This is a genomic window from Rheinheimera sp. F8, assembly GCF_001518915.1.
In genome coordinates this window covers 511,409-535,083 of record NZ_CP013656.1, presented here as the reverse complement: position 1 = coordinate 535,083, position 23,675 = coordinate 511,409, and the positions used below count along the sequence as shown (strand labels likewise).

The window sequence follows — 23,675 nt, the reverse complement described above, 5'->3', positions numbered from 1 at the left end:
TGAGCCACCACGCACTGTGGTTTTAGCCTCAACTGCATGAACCACAAAAAGAGCCGCCAGATGTTACAGATCCAACAACTCTCCAAAACCTATGCCGACGGCACCCAGGCACTACGTCAGCTGACCCTGACGGCCGACCGCGGGCTGTTTGGCCTGCTCGGGCCCAATGGCGCCGGTAAATCCAGTTTGTTACGCACCATTGCCACGCTGCAAAGCGCCGACAGCGGCACGCTGCTGTTTGATGGGATTGATGTCCAGCAAGAGCCGGAGCGGCTGCGCCGGCAACTCGGTTATTTACCCCAGGAATTTGGCGTCTATCCGCATCTGTCGTGTCAGGCGTTGCTGGAACATATCGCCGTGCTCAAAGGCCTGCATCAGCCCACAGCGCGGCGCGAGCAGATAGCGCAGTTGCTGGCGCTGACCAACCTCAGCGCCGTGGCCGGTAAAACGGTGGCGCTTTTTTCCGGCGGCATGCGCCAGCGTTTTGGTATCGCGCAGGCGCTGCTCGGTGACCCGAAACTGTTGATCCTCGATGAACCCAGCGCCGGGCTGGACCCGCAGGAACGGGCCCAGCTGCACAACGTGTTGTGTGAGATCAGCCGCGACCGGCTGGTGCTGCTGTCGAGCCATATTGTTGATGACATCGAGCAGCTCTGCCCGCAGGTCGCCATCCTGCTGCAGGGCCAGATTGTGCTGCAGGGCGACACCCAGGATTTAATCAGCCCGCTGAACGGCCAGATTTGGCAGGCTTTTGGCTCCGATATCGACCTGCCGCCGCAGGCGCAACTGCTGCAGCGCAGTTACCAGCGTGGGATCCCGCTACAACGTGTGTTTGCACCGCAATGCCCCGGCCCGGATTTTTCGCCGGTCGCCGCCACTTTGCAGGACCGCTATTTTCTGGCGCTGGCGAAGCAGGAGGCCACGCAATGAAACTCTGGTCCCTGCTTTTGAATGAATGGCGGTTTTACCGGGTGCAGCCGCTGTTTTGGCTCAGTATGCTGCTGGCGCTGGCATTTGCCGCGCTGGTCAATCTGAACCCAGGCGCCGTCGATGCACAGCCGGTCAAAGCGTTGCTGCTGCGTCATAGTATGCTGCTGATGACGATTCAGCCGCTGTTGATTGGCGTGTTGGCTCCGCTACTTCTGTTACGTGACAGCCAGCATGGCATCAGCGCACTGATTGACGTGACGGCACAAAGCCGCCGGCAGCGGCTGGTGGTACGCGCGCTCGGGCTCTGGCTTGGTGCGGCGCTGCTGCAGCTGTGTTTTGTGCTGATGGTTGCGCTGGTGTTTTCGACGACCTATACCGACGCAACAGGCATCTGGCGCTGGTCCTGGCAGTTATTGCTGGTGCAGCAATTGCCGGCGCTGGCACTCTTAACCGCGCTGGCCTTGTGGTGCAGTTGTCGCAGTCAATCACCGATAGTGCAGTATCTGCAAGGTGCTACGGTCTGGCTGGGATATATGCTGCTGGCGGCTGCGACCGGTTCGCCGCTGATGGCGAACAGTCAAAGTCTGTCGCCGCTGCTCAGCCAGCTGATGTTGTATCTGGACCCTTATGCGCTCACACCGGTGCTCGCGCAGTTGCGCCAAAGCGGCGAGATGCCGGCCGGCCTGAGCCAGCTGGGAACAACCTTCTGGCTAAACCGGGTGCTCATCATCACCTTAGCCGCGTTGTTATGCTGGCGCGCATTGCTGCAAGGGCCGGTTGCAGCAGGCCATGCTAAACCACGAGCGAGTGCTGACATCCCCGTAACTACTGCAACAGCGCAGTACCGGCCTTGTCCGCCAAAGGCAGCGCGCAGTTGGCCAGTCCTTGCGGCCTTGCTGCGTCTGCAGTTGCAGCAGCTGGTTTATCAATACGGCACTTTGCTGGCGCTGTTGGCGCTTAGCTTGCTGATCTTCAGCGAGGTCTATACCGGCCTGGGGTATGCCGAAACTTTCAGTCAGCTGGTACCGGACAGCCGCGATGCATTAAACCGGGTCAGTGGTGATGTGATCCCCAGGTTTGGTCTGCTGCTCGTGGCCTTCTGGGCGCATCAGGTAGCCTGGCTGAACCGCCAGCAGCGGATGGACGGGCTGGTCGCCGCGACGCCGGTGTCATCTGCGCTGTTGCTGATGAGTCAGTTCGTCACGTTATCCGGTCTGGTTGTGCTGCTGATCACGCTGAGTCTGGCAGCTGTCGCGATTGCGCAGTTCATGTTACAGGTGCCGTTGAACCTGACGGAATACAGCCAACAAGGCTTGTTACTGTTGCTGCCGCTCTGGTGCTGGACGGTCTTATTACTGGCCTGTCATGCGTTATGGCGCCAGCCGCTGTGGGCCAATCTGGCGGTGGCTGCCTTGCTGGCCTTTGGTTTGTCGCCACTGCCGGATTTACTGCAGCTGCAACACCCGCTCTGGCGCATTGGTCAGAGCCAGTTACAGCTGCCGGATCATGTATGGGGCTATCAGGGTACATTGGGCAGTACAGCGCAAAGTTTTGCTGGCAGTCTCAGCACGGGCGGGTTCTGGCCTTATCTGTGGCTCTGGGCTTTGCTGGCCATCAGTCTGTTGGCCCTGGCGCTGCAGTTTTATCACCGCGGCACCGGTATCAGCCGGCTGAAACTGCCTGCTGTTCTGACGCCACTGACAACCTGTGCCACTGTCTTCGCTGTGCTGGCTGTGTTGCAGGGCTGGTCTTTGCACCAACAGCTCGATGCGGCCGGTACACTGCAAAGCCGTGACGAGCGGCTGGCGAAACGCGCTGCCTATGAGCAGCAATATCAACACTGGCGCGCCCTGCCACAGCCAGTGGTGCAACAAGTGACGCTGCAGGTCAGCCTGGACCCGCACAGTCAACAGGCGGGCATCACCGCCACACTGCTGCTATATAACCCACACCAGCAGCCTGTTTCAGAACTGTTAGTGGGGTTCCCTGGCCTGCAGCAGCCCGCCGAACTCCAACAGCTGCAACTGCAAAGTGCCAACGTTGCGGAATTAGACAGCGGGCTGGGACAACAGGTATTCAGCCTGCAATTGGCGCCGGGTGGCAGCACCGAATTGCAGCTGACCTATCAACTGCGGCAACAAGGCCTGGCACCGGCACCAACACATCAAATCATCCGGCCTGAATTCAGCTACCTACGTTTATTGCAGCTGTTGCCACAGATTGGTTTTGTGCCGGAGCTGCGGCTGTGCGACGACGCCGACAGGGCGCGTTTTGGTCTGGCTGCGCTGCCGGCATCTGAGACTCAACCTTCCGTGCTGGCCGCGCAGCACACACCCGCTTCAGCGCGTTATGACTGGGCCAAACTCGACACGACTATTGCTGTACCGCTGGGTTATCAGGGCATAGCCGCGGGCGCTTTGCTCAAAAGCTGGCAGGCGGATGGCCAGCAGTTTTTCCACTACCGCACCGAGGCTCCTGTACGCAATTTGCCGGCGTTGATTGCGGTGCCGTGGCAGAAGCAAAACAACAAAGCGACCGGTGTCCCACTCGAGATCTACAGCCCTGAATTTAATCAAGCGACTGATTTAACCATGCAGGCGATGCAGGACACTGTGCAATGGTTCAGCGCCAACATCGGCGCTTACCCAGGCGACGCGCTGCGGCTGGTGATGATGCCCGACATTGGCCCAACCGGCTATGCGCTGCCGCAGCTGGTGCTGATTAATCACCGCGTTGGCCTGCGCGCGAAGCCCAGCGCTGACGCACCTTTTAGCCAGGTGTACCGGCGCGCCGCGCATGAAGTGGCGCATCAATGGTTTGGTCATGGCATCGGTAATGGCGTGGCCGGTGACAGTGCTTTTCTGGTGGAATCCGTGACCAAATATGCCGAGCTGGTATTGCTCGAGCAGCAGTTTGGCGTGGCCGCGATGCAGGGCTTAGTCGAATTTGAGCAGCAACGCTTTGCCCGCGCCCAAGCCGGCAGTCTGGCCGCCGCCAGCAGTCTGATTGATGCCGAAGAGTCTTATGACCAATATTCCCGCGCCACGCTGGTGTTTGCCAGGCTGAGGGCTGAACTGGGGGATGCGGTGATCGTGGCGGCACTGCGTCAGCTTTGGCAACAGCATCGTTATCCGTTGCCGCCGGCCAGTGCGATGGATTTTGTCCGGGCGCTCAGGGCGCAAAGCCCGGCCAGCAAGTTGCCGCTCATCAATCAACTACTGCTGGGGACTGATATCAGGCCTTTGCTCAACGAAGAGTAACGAACGGCCAGGCAAGCTGATATACTGCGCTGGTTTTTTAACCAGCGCGTTTACATTTACCCCATCAACAGCTACAAGGAGTCTTTTGATGAAAAAACCACTGCCGCATCAGCATCAGCGCGGCGAAATTCAGGACAATATGCTCAAAGCCGTTATCACCAGCCCGCTGTTCAGAACCCGGGTGGTCAAAGCGAAAAAAGGCAAAGGTTCGTATAGCCGAAAAGACAAATACGATAAAAAGGGGCGACAATCGCAAGATTTCGCCCCTTTTTGTTGGCTGTTTTTTTGCCAGTATTTAGTTTTCGTCCAGACCTTCAGGCCACTGCCGCACTAACTGCACTAACTGCACTAACTGCACTAACCGCGTTATTTTCACATCACTGAGTTGGCGATAGTCCAGATAAGGACAAACCAGCAGCCGCAATCTTTTCGCCACAGCAAACTCGTCATCCAGCCAGACCAAGCCGCCGGTTAACGACTCAGGTAATAGCCCTGCAGCCAGTAAATCCCGCGCATGCTGGCGGCCGGCGATAATATGCAGCATGGTGTCTTCAGCAGCAAAACCAACCTGACCAAACAGCAAGGCGGTATCAGAACCAGCCTGCAGCAAAACCCGATCCCGCCATTGTTGCCAGCTCGCCGCGCCTTGCAGGTCTGGCTGCCAGGGTGTTGGCAAGGCCCAGACCAATTTGGCATAGACGTTAAACACCTTGCGCCAGCCATTGCCACAGTGCTGGTAAATCTGATCGATTTGGCCCGGCAGCAGAGGCTCGCAGGAATCAAGCCCGGCGAACTCGGCCATCGGCGGCGCTTTGGCGACATAGACGCGCAAGCGCGCCTGTGCGTCGCCTAAGCCAGCTTGCTGCAACAGGGTCACAGCTGCTGCGTTTTCAGCCAGGCGTCAACCTGCGCCGGGATGCGTTTGACGCGATCTAACCGGCGTTCGATACCGGCAGCCGCTTCCAGATAAGCTGTTTTTACTGGCTTCGTTTTAGCCGCTGCCGCTTTTTGCCGTAGCAAGTTTGCGGTGGCCACATCGCGGGCTGAACCTAACAATGAAGCATCAAAACCGTCGCGGCGCAGCGGATCCAAGCGCTCGTCAAAAGCCGCCTGATTGGCCAGATAAAACTCATAAGCAAGTTGTGTATGTTCCAGCGCCACGCGGTTTAACAAGCCCGGACCAAATTGTTTTGGCGTTAAATCGGTCAGTAACAGGGCCAGCGCCTGTTTTGCCAGTGCAGCGTCTTTGGCCGACGCCAGCGCGCCTAACAGACGGCGTTTTTCCGTGCTGTTGCTGGTGTTAGCGGCCAGCGTTTTCAGCTGCGCAAAGTCAGCAGCCGTGGCCTGGGCACCAACAATTTTCAGCACCACGCCGTATAAATCGCCAGGTAATACATTTTTATCGGTCTGACTGGCAGCAAATCTTTTCCGCGCTTCGCTAATGACTGTTTGATCGCCAAGCTCTGCCAGTACACCAATCAGGCTGCTGCGCAGGATGCTGGTGTTATCAGACTCACCGGCCTGTTTTTCCCAGCCGACTTTGGCAAACAACGCCTGCGCTTTTTTCAGTGCAAAAGCTTTATAAGCCTGCTCGCCCGGTAAACCACGATATAAATCGGTGAAGCCTTCTAATTGCTGCACCACATCAGTGGAGATAATAGGGTTGGCCTCAACCGGCAGTTGCTGGGTCAGTGCCAGATAACGGCTGATATCGCTGTAGCCGGCATAACCCAGTGCCACACTGTCTTTCAGTAAACCAAGTTGATCAACCGCTGGTAACTGGGCAAATGCTTTTACCACATCAGCAAACAAAGTGTCGCTGTAATCCACGCGGTAATAACCGGTCTGGCCGGCGTTGACCGTCACTGCACCACAACCCGGCAAAGTCATGGTCTGTGGGGCGTCACCGCGAATTTCGGCACGGGCCGCCGCCTGGCCTGTTACCTGTGCGGTCACCGGTACTGTCCACTGCTGTGCTTGTTTTGACGCAGCATCCAGACCAAAGCGGCTCTGGGTTAAGGTCAGCGTTGTGTTGCCCTGCTGACATTCAGCTCTTAACGCTGTGATTAAAGGCACACCCATCTGGTTGGTGAAATCCTGGGCTATGGTCTCCACCGGCCGGCCAGAGGCCTGCGCCAACGCCTGCCACAGGTTGCTGGTGACTGTATTGCCATACTGGTGTTTTTGCATATAAGCACGCACACCGGCGCGGAACGCCTCTTCACCGAGATAAGCTTCCAGCATGGTGATGACCGATAAACCTTTGGAATAAGTAATGCCGTCAAAAGCCGCATTGGCTTCTTCCAGATTACGCACCGGCTGGACTATCGGGTGCGACGTTTCCTGCGCATCCTGGAACATGGCGTAATTACGCGAGCCGACAGCGCCTAATTCAGCATGCCACTGCGGATAAAAATGCTGACTGGCTTTGGATTCCATCCAGGAGGCAAACCCTTCGTTCAGCCATAAATCATCCCACCACTGCATGGTGACAATATTGCCAAACCATTGGTGCGCCATTTCGTGGCCGACCACAGCAAACACTTCTTGTTTGTCACTGGTATTGGAGAATTGCGGGTCAAGCAATAAGGTGCCTTCGAAATACATCACAGCGCCCCAGTTTTCCATGGCGCCAAATCCACCAGCACCCGGCACCGCAATGTGATCGAGCTTTGGCAGCGGGTACTGCACACCAAAATAGTCGTTGTAATAATCCAGCAATTGATATGAGGCGTTTAGGGCAAATGCGCCTTTGACCGCATCGCCTTTTTTCGCCACGACGCCATGTTCAATGCCACCGGAGCGGCCTGAGATGCGTTCATAATCGCCGGCGCCGACATACAGCAGATAACTGCTCATTTTCACGCTCGGTGCAAAATCAACCCGGGCGCGGCCATCCGGTAATAACTGCCGGCGTTGTTCCGGCATATTCGACAAGGCCAGCTGGTTTTTCGGTTCAATAATACTGATTTTAAACACGGCTTTGTGCGCAGGCTCGTCCCACATTGGCGCTAACTTACGCGCATCACCCGGCTCAAACTGACTGGACAACATCCGGCCTGTGCTGCCATCCGGCTTGCTGTAGTCGGTGACAAATAAACCAGCCGATTGTTCGTAGATTTTGCCGTGATAGCGCACGCGCAGCTGGTGTTTGCCAGGGCTTACCGGCGTTTTGAAGTGCACACGCTGCGTGGCGGCGACCACTTCGGTGTCGACCTTGTTACCGTCGATACTGGCGTCGATAATGGTTAAATCCAACGCATTGAGCACCAGCTCATTGAGCGTTTGACTGGCGGTAAAATCCAGCGTCAGTTCGCCCTGAAAGCTCAGTTTCTGTAAATCCGGATCTATCGTCAGTTGATACAGTTGCGGGCTGGCACCAGCCGGTAACACGTCGCGTTCGGACGGCACTGCAGCCAGAGCAGCAACAGACCAAAATAAACTTGCGCTGACGGCGAGCGCCAGTGGCGTTTTTAAAAACAATGCGGACATAAAATTAAAATTCCATGCTGGGTCAGAAGGTTGCTGTAGCAACCTTTCAATGAATAGGGTGATTGCACAGAGTTAACATAATGAAAAATAAATGTGAGGTCACTTGTTTTTTTCACCAACGCCGCCGGCTGCGCTCAATGGCAATCCGGCTGCGGCGAAATCACGGTGATGCAATAATAAAACCACAGCGGGCTTCACGCTGCAGAGTTCATCTCCGCAGCGATTTGTTTGAGTGTCTCTGCCAGCTGAGCCGGCTCCTGCGCACCGGAGATCAGGTAACGCTGGTTGATGACAAAAGCCGGCACTGAGCTGATGCCGGCCTGTTGGTACGCCGCCTCTTCAGCGCGTACCTCATCCGCAAACTGCGTCGATGCCAGCACTTCGCGCGCTGCATCGACATCGAGCCCAGCGGCTTCGACGCAGTGCAAGAGGACTTGTGGTTCGCTAACCTGCTCGGCCCGGCCAAAATAAGCCTCAAACAACGCCAGTTTTAATGCCGTTTGCGCCGATACCTTTTGTGCTGATGTGACCGGATAAGCCGCTGCTGCCCATTTCAGTAAGCGGTGCGCGTCAAAAGTATTGCAGGTCAGCCGCTGTTCCATGCCACTGAAATTCAGTCCCAGTCCGGCCGCTAATTGCATCAGCATCTGCTGCGACTGCTGCATTTGTGCCGCTGGCACGCCATATTTGCGGCACAGCGCCGGCAGGATTGGCTCTGGCACTAAGGCCGGATCCGGATTCAGTTCAAACGCGCGCCAGTGTAAATCCACCTCAATCGTGCCCTGTAAACTCTGAAGCGCCTGCTGCAAGCGGGCATACCCAATGGCGCACCAGGGGCAGGCGATATCTGAAACTAAATCAATCCGCAGCGTGGTCATAACGCGCTCCCGGTCGTCGCCAAGGCGTAATCAAAACCGGCACAAATCACCGCCACCTGCGCCTGGTTGCATTGCAAAGGCGTGGCACGCGGGCTGTCCGGATACACTTCAGTGGTAGTGACATACAGCGCATCTGTCATACCGCCACACAGTGCTAATGATTTTTTCGCATAGTTGACCACACCAAATTGCTGTAGTTTTTCGCCGATCAGGCAGCCACTCTCATCGGCTTCCGCCACATGGGTGATGTTACTTACTGCTTCAATCATCACGCGCTGAAATTCAGCGGCAGGTTTTTCCGTGTCACCGACCAAATAAAACCCATCAGGAATATTCCAGTTGGTGTTCACAGTGCCGTCACGCGCCGCTTTGGCCGGCCGGAACTCGCTGTTATCTGAATCCGTGGTTTCGTGCAAGTCGATATGGACCAGCGGCGTAGGGAATTGACGCAGCAGCGCCAGCACCGCATTGGCTTCCTGCGACGGGCCGCCGGCGACAAAAGAGCGGTTCGGATCAACGGCATCCGGGTTCCAGCGATTGATGGTTTCATAGCCCCAGGGGCTGATACACGGCAGCACCAGCAGATTGGCCTGCGTCGCATAGCGGGCAAAATGTTCACGGATAAACAGCAGCGCGCCTTGCACGCCACTGGTTTCATAACCGTGCACACCACCAGTGACTAACAACAGCGGTTTGCCAGCAGCAAAATGGCGGCTTTTGACCGCATACAGCGGATAAGTGCCTAACTGGTGCGAGCTGTAATCCAGTGTGCCGTAGCACAACAGTTCAGCGCAGTCCGCCAGCTCTGGCGCTGTCAGCAGCTGTTGCAACGGCGCCAATACTTCAGCCTCGTAGCTGCGTTTTGTTGGCTGCTGGCTGAGCCACAAGGCTTTTTCCGCCGCGCCCCAAGGGGTGCCAACGGTGCCAATTGGATAAATACGTTGCACAGATTCAGTCATTACGGGAAGCTCCGGAACAGGAAAAAGCAAAGGCGTACTATATCATCGCCGCCCGGCCGGAAAACAGGCCGGCGGGAACACCACTGGCATCGCAAAGTGTTTTTTGTTAATAATCAGTACATTAAACAATGTGACAGCGCGACTGTCAGCTGACAGTGCACGCCATGACATGGCAAAGACGTGACAGTGACGCATGACTGTCGTCACGCCGTGGCCGGATCCAGGTTACAACCAGCTCAAGCAATATTGCTGTGTCAGTCCAACAGAAGGAAATCTGCCGATGAGCAAAAAAAATGCCCGGATGATCAGTGTGTTTGATTACGCCGACCATGTGATCCGTCTTGAAGTCTGCCTGTTCAGTGGCCGTGAATGGCTGTATCTGGACGAGCAATTACTGGAGCAAAAATGGAATCTGCTGTCCTGCCACAGCCGCTACCATTTTGTGCTGGACGGCAAACCAGCCGAAATAAAACTGGCGGCAAAAGGCTTCAGCGGGGTGTTACGGGGCGCCTACGACATTCAGTTGTTCGTGGACGGGCAGCTGGTCGACACGGACCAGTTTGATTATATGGCGATGCTGCAACAACCCGGCCCGAAACGACGCCAGGCGCTGCAACAATTTGCGCTTTATGTCATCGCCGGATTTGCCTTTGGTTTTGCATTGTCCTGGCTGATTAAACACTGAGGCCACTATGCAATTGAATCTGCATCTGATTAAACAGCTACGCAATGAACGCGGCTGGACCCAGCAACAGCTTGCCGACATTTGTGCCGTCAGCTTGCGCACTGTCCAGCGTGTCGAAATGCAGGGCGTGGGTTCGCTGGAAACCTGTAAAGCGCTGGCTGCCGCTTTTGTTATCGAGCGTGAGCACTTACTGGTCCGCCCCGACAACGCGAACGACCTGAACTCCACCGGGCCGCTGCCGCGTTTGTCGTTATGGATTGGCGGCGCTTTTGCGCTGGGTCTGACAGCCGGCATGTTACTGACGCTACTGCTCAGCAGTTGACGATTTAACAGCTCTGGGCTGCTAATCCGGCCGGCGCTGGCGCCACCACTGCCACAAGCCGGATAAAGGCAGTAGCAACAGTGCTGAACCCAATGATCCAATCAACAAACTTTGGGTCAGCATCCAGATGTCAGCAAAACTCTGCCGCCAGCCGCTGTACCCCAGCGCCAGCAGCAAACAGACCAGAGTCCAGCGCCAGGCCGGCCAGCGGAAATAACGCGGATACATGTGTTGCAGGCTTTTACTCAGCAGGTAACAGGGCGCCAGCACTGTGGCCAGTAACAAGGCCAATGCCGCCAGAAAAAAAATCGCGGATATCAAAGTTTGCATACGCCCTCCGTGAAATCAGCATGGTAATTCAACAGCACTGGACGATGGAAGTCCGGCAGCATCACAGGATTTTTGGCATACTGCGGTTTTTGCTGCCTGAGGAGCGACTGATGCTCAATGCCACCCGTTATCTGGCCTATTGTTTTGTATTGAGTTTCCTGTTTTGCCTGCTTTATGTCGGCGTGACTAAAGGCACTGTGTATCAGGACCCGCTGCATTTGCAGTACATGCTGATGAGCCTTGGCCTTGCCTATCTGGTGCAGTTTGTTCAGAGCCAAACTATGCTCAGTGTGGTATTTGCCGTGATGTTGACGACGCTGGTCAAGTTGTTCACCCAACTCTATGGCTGGCCGATCTCCGAGCGTGCCGTCGGTGGTTTGAATCTGAGTTATCTGATCGCCTACGGCATCTGCATTCAGCAGCTGATGCAACTGAAAAAGCAGTATAAACCGCGGCAATAGTGAAACAGTGAGGGCAGGATGCCTGTCATGATCTGACGGGAGTCTGTGATGCGGCAATCTGCAGGCTGGTGCCTGATAATCACGCTGATGTTGATGCAGTGCAGTAACTCGCCGCTGCAGGCTGAACCACTGCAACTGGTCGATACCTTGGCCAGCCTGAAACCGCGTGCGGGTGAGATCCCCGCTGAAGCGCAAATTCTGCAACAGTTGTTGTCTTTATACCCATCCCCCTATCAGCTGGTCGATATCAGCCGGAACCGCGCGCGCGAATGGACCAAAACGGCTGGCAATGCCTGTATTCCCTGGTTACGAAAAACGGCTGAACGCGAACGTGATTATTTGTTTACCTTACCCTACATGCTAGAAAGCGCCATCGTGCTGATATCGCTGCCCGATTCGCCCTGGCAGCGTCAGTTGGAACAACTACAGGACCACAGCGGCCGGATCAGTCTGCAGCAGCTGTTGCTGCTGCACCGCCCGCCGTTATTGGGGGTGGAAAAAAACCGTAGTTATGGCGCAGAGATCGACGCCCTGCTGCTGCAACACCATAAAGCGCTGTATACCCGCAGCACTGCCGGCGAATTTGTCGGCAGTATGCTGCCGATGCTGCAAAAGGGTTTTGTCGACCTGATGCTGGAATACCCGAAAATTGCCCGGCGCAGCAGTACCGCCTTGCGGTTTTGGCCACTCTCTGAAGCTGAGCCGTTTAATCTGGTGCATTTTGCTTGCTCCCGCTCAGCGCAGGGCGAAAAAATTGTCGCATTGCTCAATCAAATCATCCGCCAACAGGCAGGCCAACCGTCTTATCATCAGCTGATGTTCAAAACGCTGGCTCCGGCCGAACAAGCTGCCGCATTGCACTATTGGCAACAGGCGCTGACCATAACGCCAAAAGCGCAGACCCCGACCGCGCATTGACCGCCCGCATCTCTGATACCACTGTTGGCCCGAGTTGGTGGCCATCTGTTTACAAAAATCACACCAGTATCCCGAATAGAAATCCACCTGCGCGGACGATGACACAACCTGCTGGCGCCAGCGCGAATCGCCACCTATGCTAGGCCAATGCACAGGTTAAACAGATTTCTCTTATGCAATGGCGATATGGCATCTGGCTGAGTGTGTTTTGCTGTACATGGTTACAGGCGGCGCCGGTCCAGTTGGTGACAGAAATATTCCCACCCTATCAGCAACAAAACGCCGATGCGGCGCTGCATGGCTGGTCGGTGGATATCGTGCGGCAAATCATGAATGCGGCGCAGCTGTCGTACAACATCGACGTAATGCCGTGGGCGCGCGCCTATAAAACAGCCAGCAGCCAGCCGGACACCCTGATTTTTTCATTGCTGCGTACTGAAGAGCGCGAGGGCAAGTTTGCCTGGATTGCGCCGTTATGCCCGATGCGGGTTTCCTTTTATACCGGCGCCAACCGCACCGATGTTCAGGCAGCTGATATTCAGTCCGCATTGAAATATGTGGTTGGCGTCGAAAACGGCCAGGCCAACTACCGTTACCTGCGTGAGCAGGGTTTTCGCGAAAGCCGTAATCTGGTGGTGGTAGGCCATAATCATCAGCTGCAACAAATGCTCGAACTGGGCCGCATCGACCTGATGCTGATATCCGATTTGTATGTTGCCCAACTGCCGGACCACGGCGCAAATTTGCGCCGGGTCTTTACCGCGCATGCGTTGGAAAAATATCTGTTTCTGGCCGCACATCCGGCGACCGATCCCAAGCTGCTGCAGCAACTACAACAAGCCTGGCGGACAATTCGCCACCAGGCGTTGCCAGACTGTCAGCTGATCAGTAAGCCGCCGTTCTGACCTGCTAACATATGGCAAATAACCCGCGAGAGTTCTCAGGTCTTAAAGCGATTCACCAGCGAATTCAACTCTACCGCCAACCGGGATAACTCATGCGCCGAAGCGCTGGTCTGATTGGCACCTGCCGCGGTCTGTGCCGCCAAATCGCTGATGTTAACGATATTGCGGTCAATTTCTCGCGCGACTTTGGCTTGCTCTTCGGCCGCACTGGCGATCACCAGATTATTGTCGCTGATGCTGCTGATTTGACTATTAATCGTTTCCAATGCTTTGCCGGCCGATTCAGCGACGGACAGCGCCTGACTGGCTTTTTCGCCACTTTGTTGCATCGCCTGCACGGCGGTGCTGGTGCCGGCGCGGATTTTTTTGATCATCTCTTCAATTTCGCGGGTTGATAACTGAGTACGGGCCGCCAGTGCCCGCACTTCATCAGCGACCACGGCAAAACCGCGACCGGCATCGCCGGCCCGCGCCGCTTCAATGGCTGCGTTCAGCGCCAGCAGGTTGGTTTGCTCAGCAATAGCCCGGATCACATCCAGCACTTTGCCGATATCCTGTGCCTGCAAGGCCAGTTCCTGTACTACTTGCGCGCTTTGCGCCACATCTTCGTTCATATGAATAATGGCATTGACCGTCTGTTGCACCTGGGTTTTACCAAACTCGGTATTACGGGCCGATTCAGTTGAACTTTCTGAGGCGCGTAACGCGGTTTCCGCCACTTCGTCGACGGCGGAACTCATTTCGGTGATCGCCGTCGCGGCTTGTTGGATCTCATCATTTTGTTGCTGTAAGCCACGGGAATTGTCTTCGGTCACTGAATTCAGTTCTTCCGCTGCCGAGGCCAGCTGATTGGATGAGTTGGAAATATGCGCCAGCGTATCGCGTAAATTCTGCTGCATCCGCGCTAAGGCCTGCATCAGCTGCGCGGGTTCGTCGCTGCCACTGCTGTCGATGCGCGAAGTCAGGTCGCTGTCAGCGATTTTTCCGGCCAGCTGGACCGCACCTTGTAATGGCGTGGTGATACTGCTGGTCAACACCACCGCAATAAATACCGCGGCACCGATGGATACGGCGATCAAACTCCAGGTCGTCAGCTGACTACTGCTAAAACCAGACGCTGATTCGGCAGAGATTTCTTTCGAGTGGTTTTGGTTCAAGCTGCTCAGCTTTAATAAGGATGCAGTGATTTTGTCGGCAATTTCGCCCATGACGGTATTTTGCAAAATAATGGCTTCGTCCTGTTTGCCGTTCTCGGCTAAGGCAATCACCTGTTCCTGATTGCTGATATAGCCGGTGACGGCCGCACTGAAAGCCTCGAACTCTTCCCGCTCGCCGAGAATCGAGATCAGTTTTTCATAATCAGCTTTTTGCGTGGTGATGGTGTCCCGCAACTTGATAATTTGCGCTTTGGTTTGTGCTTTGTCGTCTGCTGTATTGGCGATTAACAAGCGCAGGGTATAGATCCGTAACCGGCTGGCGGTTAAATTCAGTTCAGCCAGAGTCTCCAGACTCGGGATGGTATTTGTTTCTAATTCAACAGTCACGTCCCGCAGCTCTGCCATAGTGCGCAGTGACATCAACCCCTGCACCAGCACCATCAACCCCAGCAATAAAAACCCGGTCAGCAGCCGGTTCCGGATACCTGTCGCACGAATTTCCATAATGATTCCCCATGATAAAGCCTGAAACCTGTGTTGCAGCCGCACCGTCAAAGCCACAAATGCAATATGTGCGGTACAAACTCAGTGTAGGGCAGAGATTAGAATTTGAAAAAAATGCACACGGATTTAATTGCGTGTCTGCGACTTCCGGCGCCATTAAACCTGTTGCGGTATTCGCAGCCTTGTCAGTGTTCAGCGCCAGCCCACTCGGTTTGTACCGCACAATTCCGGCCATTGGCCTTGGCCCGGTATAAGGCTTTATCCGCCTGTGCCAGCCACTGCGCGGCGGTCTGTCCACGCGCCGGCACCTGACAAAGCCAGCCAATACTGACGGTTAAATGGCTTTGTTGTTGGGCCAGGGCCACCGGCACAGCGGCCAGTGCAGTAACAAACTGCTGGAGCATTTGTGCCATCGTGGCCGCATCAACACCCACACTGACCAATACAAATTCCTCGCCACCAAACCGCACCAGCATGTCTGCCGGCCGTTGAAAATGTTGCTGTAGCAAAGCCGCAAACTGACGCAGGCACTGATCGCCAAACAGGTGGCCATGCAGATCGTTGATTTGTTTAAAATGGTCTAAATCTAACACCGCCAGCGTCAGTGGCATCTGCTCACGCTGGCACAACGACAGACAAGCCGGTAATTTTTCATCCATAAAGGTACGGTTATATAAGCCGGTTAAACCATCGTGCAGGCTCTGATGGGCCAGCCGGGCATTGGCCTGCAGCAGCTGGCGATTCAGTCGCCGCACCTGCAGATAGGCCCAGACCAGCGCCGACAGCACCAGCAAAGCGGCAGCAGTAACACTCAACACCAGCCGGTAATCTTCGGAGGTCTCCATGCGCACCGACAGCCAATGATTATCGATTTGCTGCTGCAACGCCGGATCTATCTGGTCGATTAATAACTGACTGATTTCATTAAGCAATGGCTCGTCATTGCGGCTGGCAATACTGAGTTCACTGTCACCGGGCAGCCGGCCGGCAATTTTCAGATTGGTGATTTTGTATTGCTGCAACAGATAACCAAGACTACCCATATTGCCAAACATGCCCGTCAGCTGGCCGCTTTGTACCATCAGTAGCCCTTCTTCATAACTTTGCACCTCGACCAGCTTTAGCGTTGGATGTAACTGGCGATACAGTTCGGCAAAGCCAAAACCACGGCGGATGCCATATTGCGCATTGCCCAGTTCTGCCACGCTTTTGACCCGGGGGTGATCAGTCCGCGTCACAATGACGCTGGGGATCAGCAGATAAGGCTTGGTGAAGTTCATAAACTGACGCCGGCTGGGCGTCGGCATTGCCAATAGCAACAGGTCACAACGCCGTTGTTCAGCGGCGGCCACTGAATCAGGCCAGCTGGTCGTGGGTAGTAATTCGAGTGGGATCGGCAACTGGCTGCGGAAAAAGCTGACGTAATCTGCCGACATACCTCGATGCTGACCGTCCGGGCCGACACTTTCAAACGGTGGCCAGCTCGGATCGATGCAATAACGCAGTGTTTGTTTCATCTGCAGATAGTCTCGCTGCGCGTCAGTCAGTACCAGAGGCTGGGCTTGCAGACACGCCGCACCTAACAATAGCAACCAGCAGAACCAGCGGTTCATAACGGACCCCGTAATGCATGCAGGAGGCAGGAAATCAGGCTACGCAGCACTAAACTCTGACGTGGGGCCGGGCTACAGCTCCGAGCAGACTGATTTGCTGATACATATCAATTCAACCTTAGCTGAAAGGATCTACATTAGACATGTCTGATGGGAGATTTGCGATGACTGAGCGTCAAACCCTGCGGTTGCTGAAGATTGTGATGTTGTGCGGCATCAGTTTATTGGTGTTGGGACATTATTTGTGGTCAGGGTTAAAACTGCATGAAACCATGGGCGTGCAGGGCATTATCCTGATTGGTTTATGCTGTGCGCTGGGGCTGATTCTGTCGCTGCCGACCAAAATCTATCTGACGATCTTGCTGATGAAACGCGAATCCGACCACAACAAATAATGCCGGCATCCCAATCCTCTCAGACGTCAGGCGGTAGCGGCAGACCGCCGCTGCTCCCGTACCAGCATCAAAGCAGCCAGCGCAATAAACATAGCCCCCGTCCAGAGGATCCAGCTGGCACCAAACAATGCAATGACACCGCCAGCCAGCGCAATAATCACATTGCCGGTACACATCAATAATGTCAGTAAGCCCATCACCCGGCCAAGCCCTAACTCGCCAAAATGTTCGGTGCAATACACCTGAAACCAGGCGCTGAACATCGCATTGGGTACACCGCAAAGCACTAACCAAACCCAGGCCAGCTTGCCACTGGTAAAAGGTAACAGGAACAACATCAGCGCCACACAGACCGCAGCGATTTTGGCACCATGCAGCGCCGGTAAACGAGATCCCAGCCTGGCCATGCCAACGGCGCTGACGGTGGTCATCACCGCGCACAACACTGCGGTGATCAAGCCAATCTGCAGCCCGCTGAATTGCTGCTGCTCGACTAACCACAGTGGATAATATTCATAAAACGCATTTAACCCGATGGTGTACAATAACTGCGCGGCAACCACCAGCCGCAACAACGGCAGACGGACTAAGCGCAGTGAATTATGTTGACGCAGTTGCTGCCAGAACGGTTGATGCTGCTGCAGCGGTAAGTCTGGTGGCAATAAGAAATACAGCATGCATAAACAAGGTACCATCGCCGCTGCCGCGATCAAAAACGGCACAAACGCGCCGAGATGCATGGTCAGCCCGCCCACCAAAGGCCCCACCAGCCAGGCCGCATATAAAGCACTGTTCATCCAGCTAATGGCGACGGTGCGCTCAATTTGCGGATGTAAATCAGCAGCGATAGCCCGGCAGATACTGACCGAGCCTTCACATAAACCGGTCAGAAAACGAAACAATACAAAGCCCGGATACCACTCTGCTGACAGCGCCCAGGCCGAGCCTAAATACCCTGCGACTGCCAGTGTCAGCGACAATGCCAATACCCGCCGCCGGCCATAATGATCAGATAACGCCCCCAAAGTCGCGCTGCCAAACAACATGCCCAGCGGATTAGCAGCAAGCGCAATGCCTAACAGAATTTCCGGGGCGATGCCGAGCCAGTGATTAAAGTCATTGAGTGCTGTCGCTGCGAACAGCGGCGCCAAAATTGGATAGGGTAAAGCGATACCTGCGACTGCAATCAACGCGATCAGGCAAACGACCCACAAGACGGCCTGCGGATGGGTGTAGCGGACAGAAACAACAGATGAGGACATAACAACTCCGGAGTGGGGTTGTTATGCTAAAACGCGCTTATGTCAGGCGCAAGCGCGGAACGACCCGGTGCGACCAAAACAGGCCGCGCCGGGTTCAATCTGGGGTTAAGTCTAATCAGGCCGCGCGGTAAGGCATTGGGCCCAGATAGTCTTTTTTCCCGACCTCAACGCCGTTGTGACGCAAAATGGCGTAAGTCGTAGTCAGGTGAAAATAGAAGTTCGGGATCACATGCTGCAGCAGGAACTCTTCGCCGCTCAGCGTTTTGCCTTCCCAGCGTGGCTGGGTGATCACTTGTGTCGCCGCATTGGCAAAATCAGCTGCGCTGAACGTCGCCAGATATGCCTGCGTATCACGGATACGCTGCTGCAATTGCTCCAGTGTAGTCTCGTCATCGGCATGTTTTGGTGCCTGATCGACAGTACCGGTTAAACGCGCAACGCCGAGTTTGGCGGTATCGCAGGTAATTTGTACCTGACGGATCAGCGCAAACTGGTCCGGCGCCAACCGGCTGTTCAGCAGTACTGTCACATCAAATTTTTTATCGTCGGCATAAGCCGCCGCTTTTTGCAAAATGGCGCTGAGGTTGTCCAGCATTTTGCTGAATTGCGGCACTGTCAGTTGGTAAATCATGTCTCTCTCCGGTTAGGGGCTGTTGCCTTTGCAATAGAGATGGGCGCGCAGTCGGGTAATTTCAAGCAGCTGCCAACGTGATTCGTCGCTTGCAGCGCGCCACAGTGCAGGGTAATTTGTTGTTTCTGCTGTTTCGGCTTATCTGTTTGAGGACACCAATGGATGCAATCTGGTCAGCCCTGGCGATCGCCAGCGCTTTAGCGGTCGGCGCTGTCAGCCCCGGCCCGAGTTTTATTGTGGTCGCCCGCAATGCGATTGCGCTGTCGCGCCGGCATGGTCTGGCCACCGCTTGTGGTATGGGTCTGGGCGCCGGTACTTTTGCCGTTTTAGCCTTGTTAGGCGTGCATGCCGTGCTCACTGCGGTGCCGATGGCGTTCTGGGCATTAAAAGTGGCGGGCGGATTGTATCTGCTGTATCTCGGCTATCTGATTTTCCGTGGCGCCAAAGCACCTTTACAAGTGCAGACTGAGAGTCCGGTCGCGATGATCAGCCTGCGCCGTGCCTTTTTAGGCGGTTTGCTGACGCAGCTGAGCAATCCAAAAACCGCGATTGTATTTGCCAGTGTATTTTCCGCATTGTTGCCGGCCACTATCCCGCTTTGGTTTTACGCGGTACTGCCGCTGTTGGCGCTGATCATCGATGGCGGCTGGTATATTCTGGTGGCGTATTTATTGTCGGCAGAAGCACCGCGGCAGACTTATCTGAAATTTAAAACCGGCATTGACCGCACCGCCGGCACTGTGATGGGCCTGCTGGGCTTAAAACTGGTGACCAGCCTGCCGTAAAGGCATCCGTGTCACTTCTGCGGTTTTCATAAAAGAACAGCGCCTTTGGCGCTGTTCTTTATTGCAGAGAGAACGCTGTTACAGATAAGTCTGTAAAAACTTCAGATAGGCTTGCTGCGCACTGATGCGGTTGGCTTTTTTGACAAAACCGTGGCCTTCATCCGGGAACAATACATATTCGACCGGCACGCCGTTTTTCTTGATCGCGGCAACCATTTCGTCGCTTTCAACCTGCAACACACGCGGGTCATTGGCACCTTGCACCACCAGCACCGGTTTTTTCACTTTATCCCCATGAAACACCGGCGAGATGCGGCGCAGGCGTTCGCCGTCTTTGGTTGGATCACCAAGCTCGGCATACAAAGATTCGCGGAACGATTCCCACCACGGCGGAATACTTTCCAACGTGCGGACCCAGTTGGTCACACCAAAGATGTTGATACCGACCTTAAACTCGTCAGTGAACGCCATCGCTGCCATCGTCAGATAGCCACCATAACTGCCACCCATCACGCCGATGCGGTCGTCTGCAATCCAATCCAGCGATTGCAGGTATTTTTTGCCAAACACGATGTCCTGCAGATCATGCTCACCATGTTTTAAATCATCAAGGTGGAAAAAGGTTTTACCGTAACCGCTGCTGCCGCGGTTGTTCACCGCCAGCACCGCATAACCCTGATTCACCAGATGCTGAATGGAAGCACTATAACCGGTACGCGACTGACCACCAGGACCACCGTGGATCCACAGCAAGGCCGGCACCTGTGCAGTATTTGTGGCCTGCTTAGGTTTGTACAGCAGCGCCGGAATTAGCAGACCATCAAAGCTCGGGAAACGCACCACTTCACTGACTACCAACACAGACTCATCAATCGCTTTGTCGAGCGCCTGAGTTAACCGCTCAGCTTTCGGGCTGCCGATCGCCCAGACATACAGATTGGACGGGCTGTTGTCAGCATTTAAGTAAAAACTTAGCGTCTTGCCGTCATCAGAAAATTCAACACTGCGTAAGTCACCAGCCGGTAATGCTGGCAACGTCAGCGGCTGACCACTTTGCTGATCAACGATGGTCACTTTGGTCGCCGCATCAGCATTGACGCCTTCGACGCGGAATTTATTGTCTTTGCTAAAGCCAATATACATGATGTCCCAGTCGGCTTTGCTAAACAGCGTGGCTTTGCCCGATGCAATATCAAATGCCATGGCCTGACTGAATTCTGATTGCTCATCGGTGCCAAAAATCAGCGTTTTACTGTCGCGGCTGAAACTGTACACCTGATGGGTGATATTGCCCTGATGCGGGGTGACCAGGGTTTCAGTTGGTTTCTCTACCGACAAATCAATTAAATGCACGTTGTTATCAGCATTGGTGCGCGACTTGATTGCCGCAAGATAACGGCCATCAGGGCTGATGCCGGCGACGTCATAGCCAGCGTCATTCTGATAAACCAGGCTGCGCTGATAACTTTTGCCATCGTATTTATACAGGTCAAAAAACTTAGCGTCGCGTTCGTTGGTCAGCACATAAAAACTGCCATCGGCCGCCCAGTCGACAAACATTGCTTTGAGTTTGTCACCCGGCGTCAGGTCTTTCACTGAACCATCTAATTCACGCACGTACAGATGATCCAGCTCGTTGCCGCCCTGATCGGCGCTATACAACACGCGGTCGTCCTGCGGGAACCAGCTAACCGGCATGATGGCGTCGGTAGTGGATTGGGTCAGCGCTTGCCAGTTTTTGCCGTCCATGCTGACTTTGTACAGGTTAAATACGCCGGTTTCGTCCGAGGCCACCAACATGGCATCGCCGCTGACGTTGATATCGTTGCCCAGATAAGATTTGGTGGCATAAAACTGCTCAGGTGTGTATTGGCTTAATTTGGCAGGCGTCGTGGCCGCAGCAGGTGTTGCTGTGCTGGCCGGCGCCTCCGGCGCTTTGCCGCACGCCAGCAATAAGCCGGCCGTCAGGGCCAACAGTGGGTAACTCATTGTTTTCATAGCATTCCCTTTATATGTAGTCTGGCAGGAACAAAGCGGCTGTCACGACAACGACCGTCTGAGCCAAACTAGAGCAAAAAAGCAGCAGGCACAATCGTTAAAACAAATATTTAACACTGGATGGCACCAAGCGGAATGTTCGGCGCGGAACATAAAAAAACCGCCCGAAGGCGGTTATTTCAGCAGATGAACTGGCGGCATCAGAATTTAAAGGTTGCGGTCAGACCAAAACCACGATGATTGGCTTTGAGTTCTTCATCTTCCAGGTCCGGACGCACCAGATATTCCAGGGCCAGAGTGAATTTATCATTAACCGCGTATTGCGCGCCGACACCATAAGCAAAGCCATTTTCACTGGTGTCGGCATTTTCTGGTTTGCCATCTACAACAGCATCAGCATTAAATTTGGTGTAGTCATAACCCGCCAAACCGTAAACATCGACGCCTTCAGCTAATGGAAAGCTGGCTTTGGCAAACAATGCATAACTGCGATCAATACCGACTGTCAGGCTATTGCCTTGCTCACCGACTTTGTCGTCGTTGGCACCCACAGCAATCCGGCCTTCAACCGCCAGATATGGGTGGAACTGGTATCCGCCTAACGCACTGAATGTTGTCTGATTCCAGTTGAGCTCTACCGGACCGGCATCTAATTCGATAGTTGGGCGGTGAAACGCCAGACCAGCATAAGCACCAGTGTCAGCCGCTTGTGCACCTGCAGCAATGAGCAATGAGGCGATAGTAAGTTGTTTGAACATGGAAATTCCCTTCATGATCTGTTTAATGTGGTGGCCGCAACAATGCGACCCGAGCGGATAATAACCCGGCAAAGATAAACAGAAAATGAACAAGGTAAATTACTGTATTTAATTGTATATTTTTTGTTTTTTATTTCTCTGTACAAACAACGGGCTGTTGCCGGCGTTGCTGCCACCACAGCAATGGCGTGGTCAGCAGCATAATTGCTACGGCATACCATAACAAAGTCCCCAGCGTCAGCATCAAACCCAGACATAACAATGCACTGACGATGGCTATCGCACGATAGCGGCTTGGCAGTAACTTCAGAGCAGCCAGCATAGACGCCAGATAAATCACCGCAAACACACCGTTGACCCAGCCAATCAGTGCTTCCAGTTGTTGTGGAAATGGCGAAGACCCGAGGATCACGGCAGCCATCAGGCCGATGATCAGATACAACGCCCGTTCCGGCACCTGATGCCGGTTCAGTGGCTGAAACCAGCCCGGCAACACACCTTGCTGGCTGAAACTCCAGGTCAGCCGCGCCACACTGGCGGTGTAGACATTGACTGTTGCCAGGCCACTGCACAGACCAAGGATGCCAATAACCCATTGGCCAAAGCCGCCGCAAAGCCGGTCAAAGGCCTGCGCCATCGTCAGCGATTCACCGGGCCCCGCTAAAGCCCACAACAAGGCGCTGCAACCAAGATAAATCATGCCGACCAGCAACAACCCAATCAGCAATGCCGGCACCATATCCCGCGCCGGATCGCGAAAATCCTGCGCCAGATGGGTCATCGCTTCAACCCCAAGAAAACTCCAGAACCCCAGAGCCAGTGCCGCACTGATACCACTCCAGGCCGGCAATTCCAGCACGGGCGCTGTGAGCGGCGCGCCTTGCCAGAAAAACGCTGCGAGCAGTAGCAACACGACAGCGACAATAGCCAGGGTTAAACCAAGCTGCAGGCGGGCAGACAGTTGAAAGCCCACCCGGTTCAGCGCAAACAACACGCCAAGAAACAGCAACTGGCCGGTCAACTGATATTGCGCCCCAAACCAGGGCTCGATAAACGACCAGGTCATCAACAACGCCGCCGAGCCACCGACCGGCACCACCAGCAAAAACAGCAGACCCATCACCCGACCGGCCACTGCACCAAAGGCTTCGCCAACAAAATGAGCAGGGCCTGCCGCATTCGGAATGGCGCCAGCCAGCGCGCCAAAAATAACCGTGATAGGGACCGCTAATAAGGTCAGCACTAACCAGATGCCTATTGCCGCACCACCAGCTTGTTGCAACGACACTTGCGGTAAAATAAAGACACCGGTACCCAACAGGGTCGTCGCGAGCAACGCTGCGCCCTGATAACGGCCAATACCACCTGTTGCTTTCATCGGATGCTTCCGTTCAAATAGCAGAAAAATGCATTGTAACGCAGCCAGCGCCGC

At 54.8% G+C, this 23,675-nt stretch carries 22 protein-coding genes; 10 read left to right on the top strand and 12 right to left on the bottom strand.

What is annotated here, in order from left to right:
* The first annotated feature begins 60 nt into the window (after positions 1-60).
* The 3 genes from ATY27_RS02540 (at position 61) to ATY27_RS02530 (ending at position 4,524) form a co-directional block, all read left to right on the top strand.
* A complete protein-coding gene (locus ATY27_RS02540; RefSeq protein WP_208932596.1) occupies positions 61-930 on the top strand; it encodes an ATP-binding cassette domain-containing protein in 870 nt (289 codons plus the stop codon).
* A complete protein-coding gene (locus tag ATY27_RS02535; RefSeq protein ID WP_208932595.1) occupies positions 927-4,190 on the top strand; it encodes a M1 family aminopeptidase in 3,264 nt (1,087 codons plus the stop codon). The genes ATY27_RS02540 and ATY27_RS02535 overlap by 4 nt, the downstream gene beginning before the upstream one ends.
* A gap of 88 nt (positions 4,191-4,278) precedes the next feature.
* The gene (locus tag ATY27_RS02530) at positions 4,279-4,524 is read left to right on the top strand and encodes a ribosome alternative rescue factor ArfA (protein WP_208932594.1); all 246 of its coding nucleotides are present in this window, start codon (positions 4,279-4,281) and stop codon (positions 4,522-4,524) included.
* On the opposite strand, the gene ATY27_RS02525 is transcribed toward ATY27_RS02530, so the two are convergent.
* From ATY27_RS02525 to ATY27_RS02510, 4 genes are all read right to left on the bottom strand, one after another.
* Positions 4,486-5,067, bottom strand: coding sequence for a hypothetical protein (locus tag ATY27_RS02525; RefSeq protein WP_208932593.1), 582 nt, complete (start codon positions 5,065-5,067; stop codon positions 4,486-4,488). The genes ATY27_RS02530 and ATY27_RS02525 overlap by 39 nt on opposite strands.
* The gene (locus ATY27_RS02520) at positions 5,064-7,682 is read right to left on the bottom strand and encodes a M1 family metallopeptidase (RefSeq protein WP_208932592.1); all 2,619 of its coding nucleotides are present in this window, start codon (positions 7,680-7,682) and stop codon (positions 5,064-5,066) included. Before ATY27_RS02520 ends, ATY27_RS02525 begins: the two co-directional genes overlap by 4 nt.
* Before the next feature lie 194 nt (positions 7,683-7,876).
* Positions 7,877-8,560, bottom strand: coding sequence for a DsbA family oxidoreductase (locus ATY27_RS02515; protein WP_208932591.1), 684 nt, complete (start codon positions 8,558-8,560; stop codon positions 7,877-7,879).
* Complete coding sequence (locus tag ATY27_RS02510) at positions 8,557-9,519, bottom strand: M14 family metallocarboxypeptidase (RefSeq protein WP_208932590.1); 963 nt, start codon at positions 9,517-9,519, stop codon at positions 8,557-8,559. Before ATY27_RS02510 ends, ATY27_RS02515 begins: the two co-directional genes overlap by 4 nt.
* A 280-nt stretch (positions 9,520-9,799) precedes the next feature.
* On the opposite strand from ATY27_RS02510, the gene ATY27_RS02505 reads away from it, so the two are divergent.
* Both ATY27_RS02505 and ATY27_RS02500 read left to right on the top strand, forming a co-directional pair.
* A complete protein-coding gene (locus tag ATY27_RS02505; RefSeq protein WP_208932589.1) occupies positions 9,800-10,204 on the top strand; it encodes a hypothetical protein in 405 nt (134 codons plus the stop codon).
* A 7-nt stretch (positions 10,205-10,211) separates the two neighbouring features.
* Complete coding sequence (locus tag ATY27_RS02500; protein WP_208932588.1) at positions 10,212-10,526, top strand: helix-turn-helix transcriptional regulator; 315 nt, start codon at positions 10,212-10,214, stop codon at positions 10,524-10,526.
* A 21-nt stretch (positions 10,527-10,547) separates the two neighbouring features.
* Here the strand turns inward: ATY27_RS02500 and ATY27_RS02495 are convergent, their stop codons facing one another.
* Complete coding sequence (locus ATY27_RS02495; RefSeq protein ID WP_208932587.1) at positions 10,548-10,856, bottom strand: hypothetical protein; 309 nt, start codon at positions 10,854-10,856, stop codon at positions 10,548-10,550.
* A gap of 110 nt (positions 10,857-10,966) precedes the next feature.
* Here ATY27_RS02495 and ATY27_RS02490 point away from each other — a divergent pair, with 110 nt between their 5' ends.
* From ATY27_RS02490 to ATY27_RS02480, 3 genes are all read left to right on the top strand, one after another.
* Positions 10,967-11,317, top strand: a complete 351-nt coding sequence (locus ATY27_RS02490) for a hypothetical protein (RefSeq protein ID WP_208932586.1) — start codon at positions 10,967-10,969, stop codon at positions 11,315-11,317.
* Positions 11,318-11,365: 48 nt separating this feature from the next.
* Positions 11,366-12,235, top strand: a complete 870-nt coding sequence (locus tag ATY27_RS02485; RefSeq protein WP_208932585.1) for a hypothetical protein — start codon at positions 11,366-11,368, stop codon at positions 12,233-12,235.
* Between the two features lie 245 nt (positions 12,236-12,480).
* The gene (locus tag ATY27_RS02480) at positions 12,481-13,140 is read left to right on the top strand and encodes a transporter substrate-binding domain-containing protein (protein WP_208932584.1); all 660 of its coding nucleotides are present in this window, start codon (positions 12,481-12,483) and stop codon (positions 13,138-13,140) included.
* Positions 13,141-13,175: 35 nt separating this feature from the next.
* On the opposite strand, the gene ATY27_RS02475 is transcribed toward ATY27_RS02480, so the two are convergent.
* Complete coding sequence (locus tag ATY27_RS02475) at positions 13,176-14,801, bottom strand: HAMP domain-containing methyl-accepting chemotaxis protein (RefSeq protein ID WP_208932583.1); 1,626 nt, start codon at positions 14,799-14,801, stop codon at positions 13,176-13,178.
* A gap of 185 nt (positions 14,802-14,986) precedes the next feature.
* The gene (locus ATY27_RS02470) at positions 14,987-16,414 is read right to left on the bottom strand and encodes a diguanylate cyclase (RefSeq protein WP_208932582.1); all 1,428 of its coding nucleotides are present in this window, start codon (positions 16,412-16,414) and stop codon (positions 14,987-14,989) included.
* 164 nt (positions 16,415-16,578) lie between these two features.
* Between ATY27_RS02470 and ATY27_RS02465 the strand changes: the two genes are divergently transcribed.
* Positions 16,579-16,809, top strand: coding sequence for a hypothetical protein (locus ATY27_RS02465; protein WP_208932581.1), 231 nt, complete (start codon positions 16,579-16,581; stop codon positions 16,807-16,809).
* Positions 16,810-16,835: 26 nt separating this feature from the next.
* Here the strand turns inward: ATY27_RS02465 and ATY27_RS02460 are convergent, their stop codons facing one another.
* Both ATY27_RS02460 and ATY27_RS02455 read right to left on the bottom strand, forming a co-directional pair.
* Positions 16,836-18,071, bottom strand: a complete 1,236-nt coding sequence (locus tag ATY27_RS02460; protein ID WP_208932580.1) for an MFS transporter — start codon at positions 18,069-18,071, stop codon at positions 16,836-16,838.
* A 115-nt stretch (positions 18,072-18,186) separates the two neighbouring features.
* A complete protein-coding gene (locus ATY27_RS02455; RefSeq protein WP_208932579.1) occupies positions 18,187-18,702 on the bottom strand; it encodes a DUF1993 domain-containing protein in 516 nt (171 codons plus the stop codon).
* Positions 18,703-18,860: 158 nt separating this feature from the next.
* On the opposite strand from ATY27_RS02455, the gene ATY27_RS02450 reads away from it, so the two are divergent.
* Positions 18,861-19,487 (top strand): LysE family transporter, encoded by a 627-nt coding sequence (locus tag ATY27_RS02450; protein WP_208932578.1) that lies wholly within the window; start codon positions 18,861-18,863, stop codon positions 19,485-19,487.
* A gap of 78 nt (positions 19,488-19,565) precedes the next feature.
* Here the strand turns inward: ATY27_RS02450 and ATY27_RS02445 are convergent, their stop codons facing one another.
* The 3 genes from ATY27_RS02445 to yjeH all read right to left on the bottom strand — a co-directional run bounded on the left by ATY27_RS02445 (position 19,566) and on the right by yjeH (position 23,621).
* Positions 19,566-21,485 carry a S9 family peptidase gene (locus ATY27_RS02445; protein WP_208932577.1) on the bottom strand — a complete coding sequence of 640 codons (1,920 nt, stop codon included), beginning with the start codon at positions 21,483-21,485 and terminating at the stop codon, positions 19,566-19,568.
* A 200-nt stretch (positions 21,486-21,685) separates the two neighbouring features.
* The gene (locus ATY27_RS02440) at positions 21,686-22,243 is read right to left on the bottom strand and encodes a porin family protein (RefSeq protein WP_208932576.1); all 558 of its coding nucleotides are present in this window, start codon (positions 22,241-22,243) and stop codon (positions 21,686-21,688) included.
* 130 nt (positions 22,244-22,373) lie between these two features.
* Entirely contained in the window at positions 22,374-23,621 is a 1,248-nt protein-coding gene (yjeH, locus tag ATY27_RS02435) for an L-methionine/branched-chain amino acid transporter (RefSeq protein WP_208932575.1), read from the bottom strand.
* Positions 23,622-23,675 lie beyond the last annotated feature (54 nt).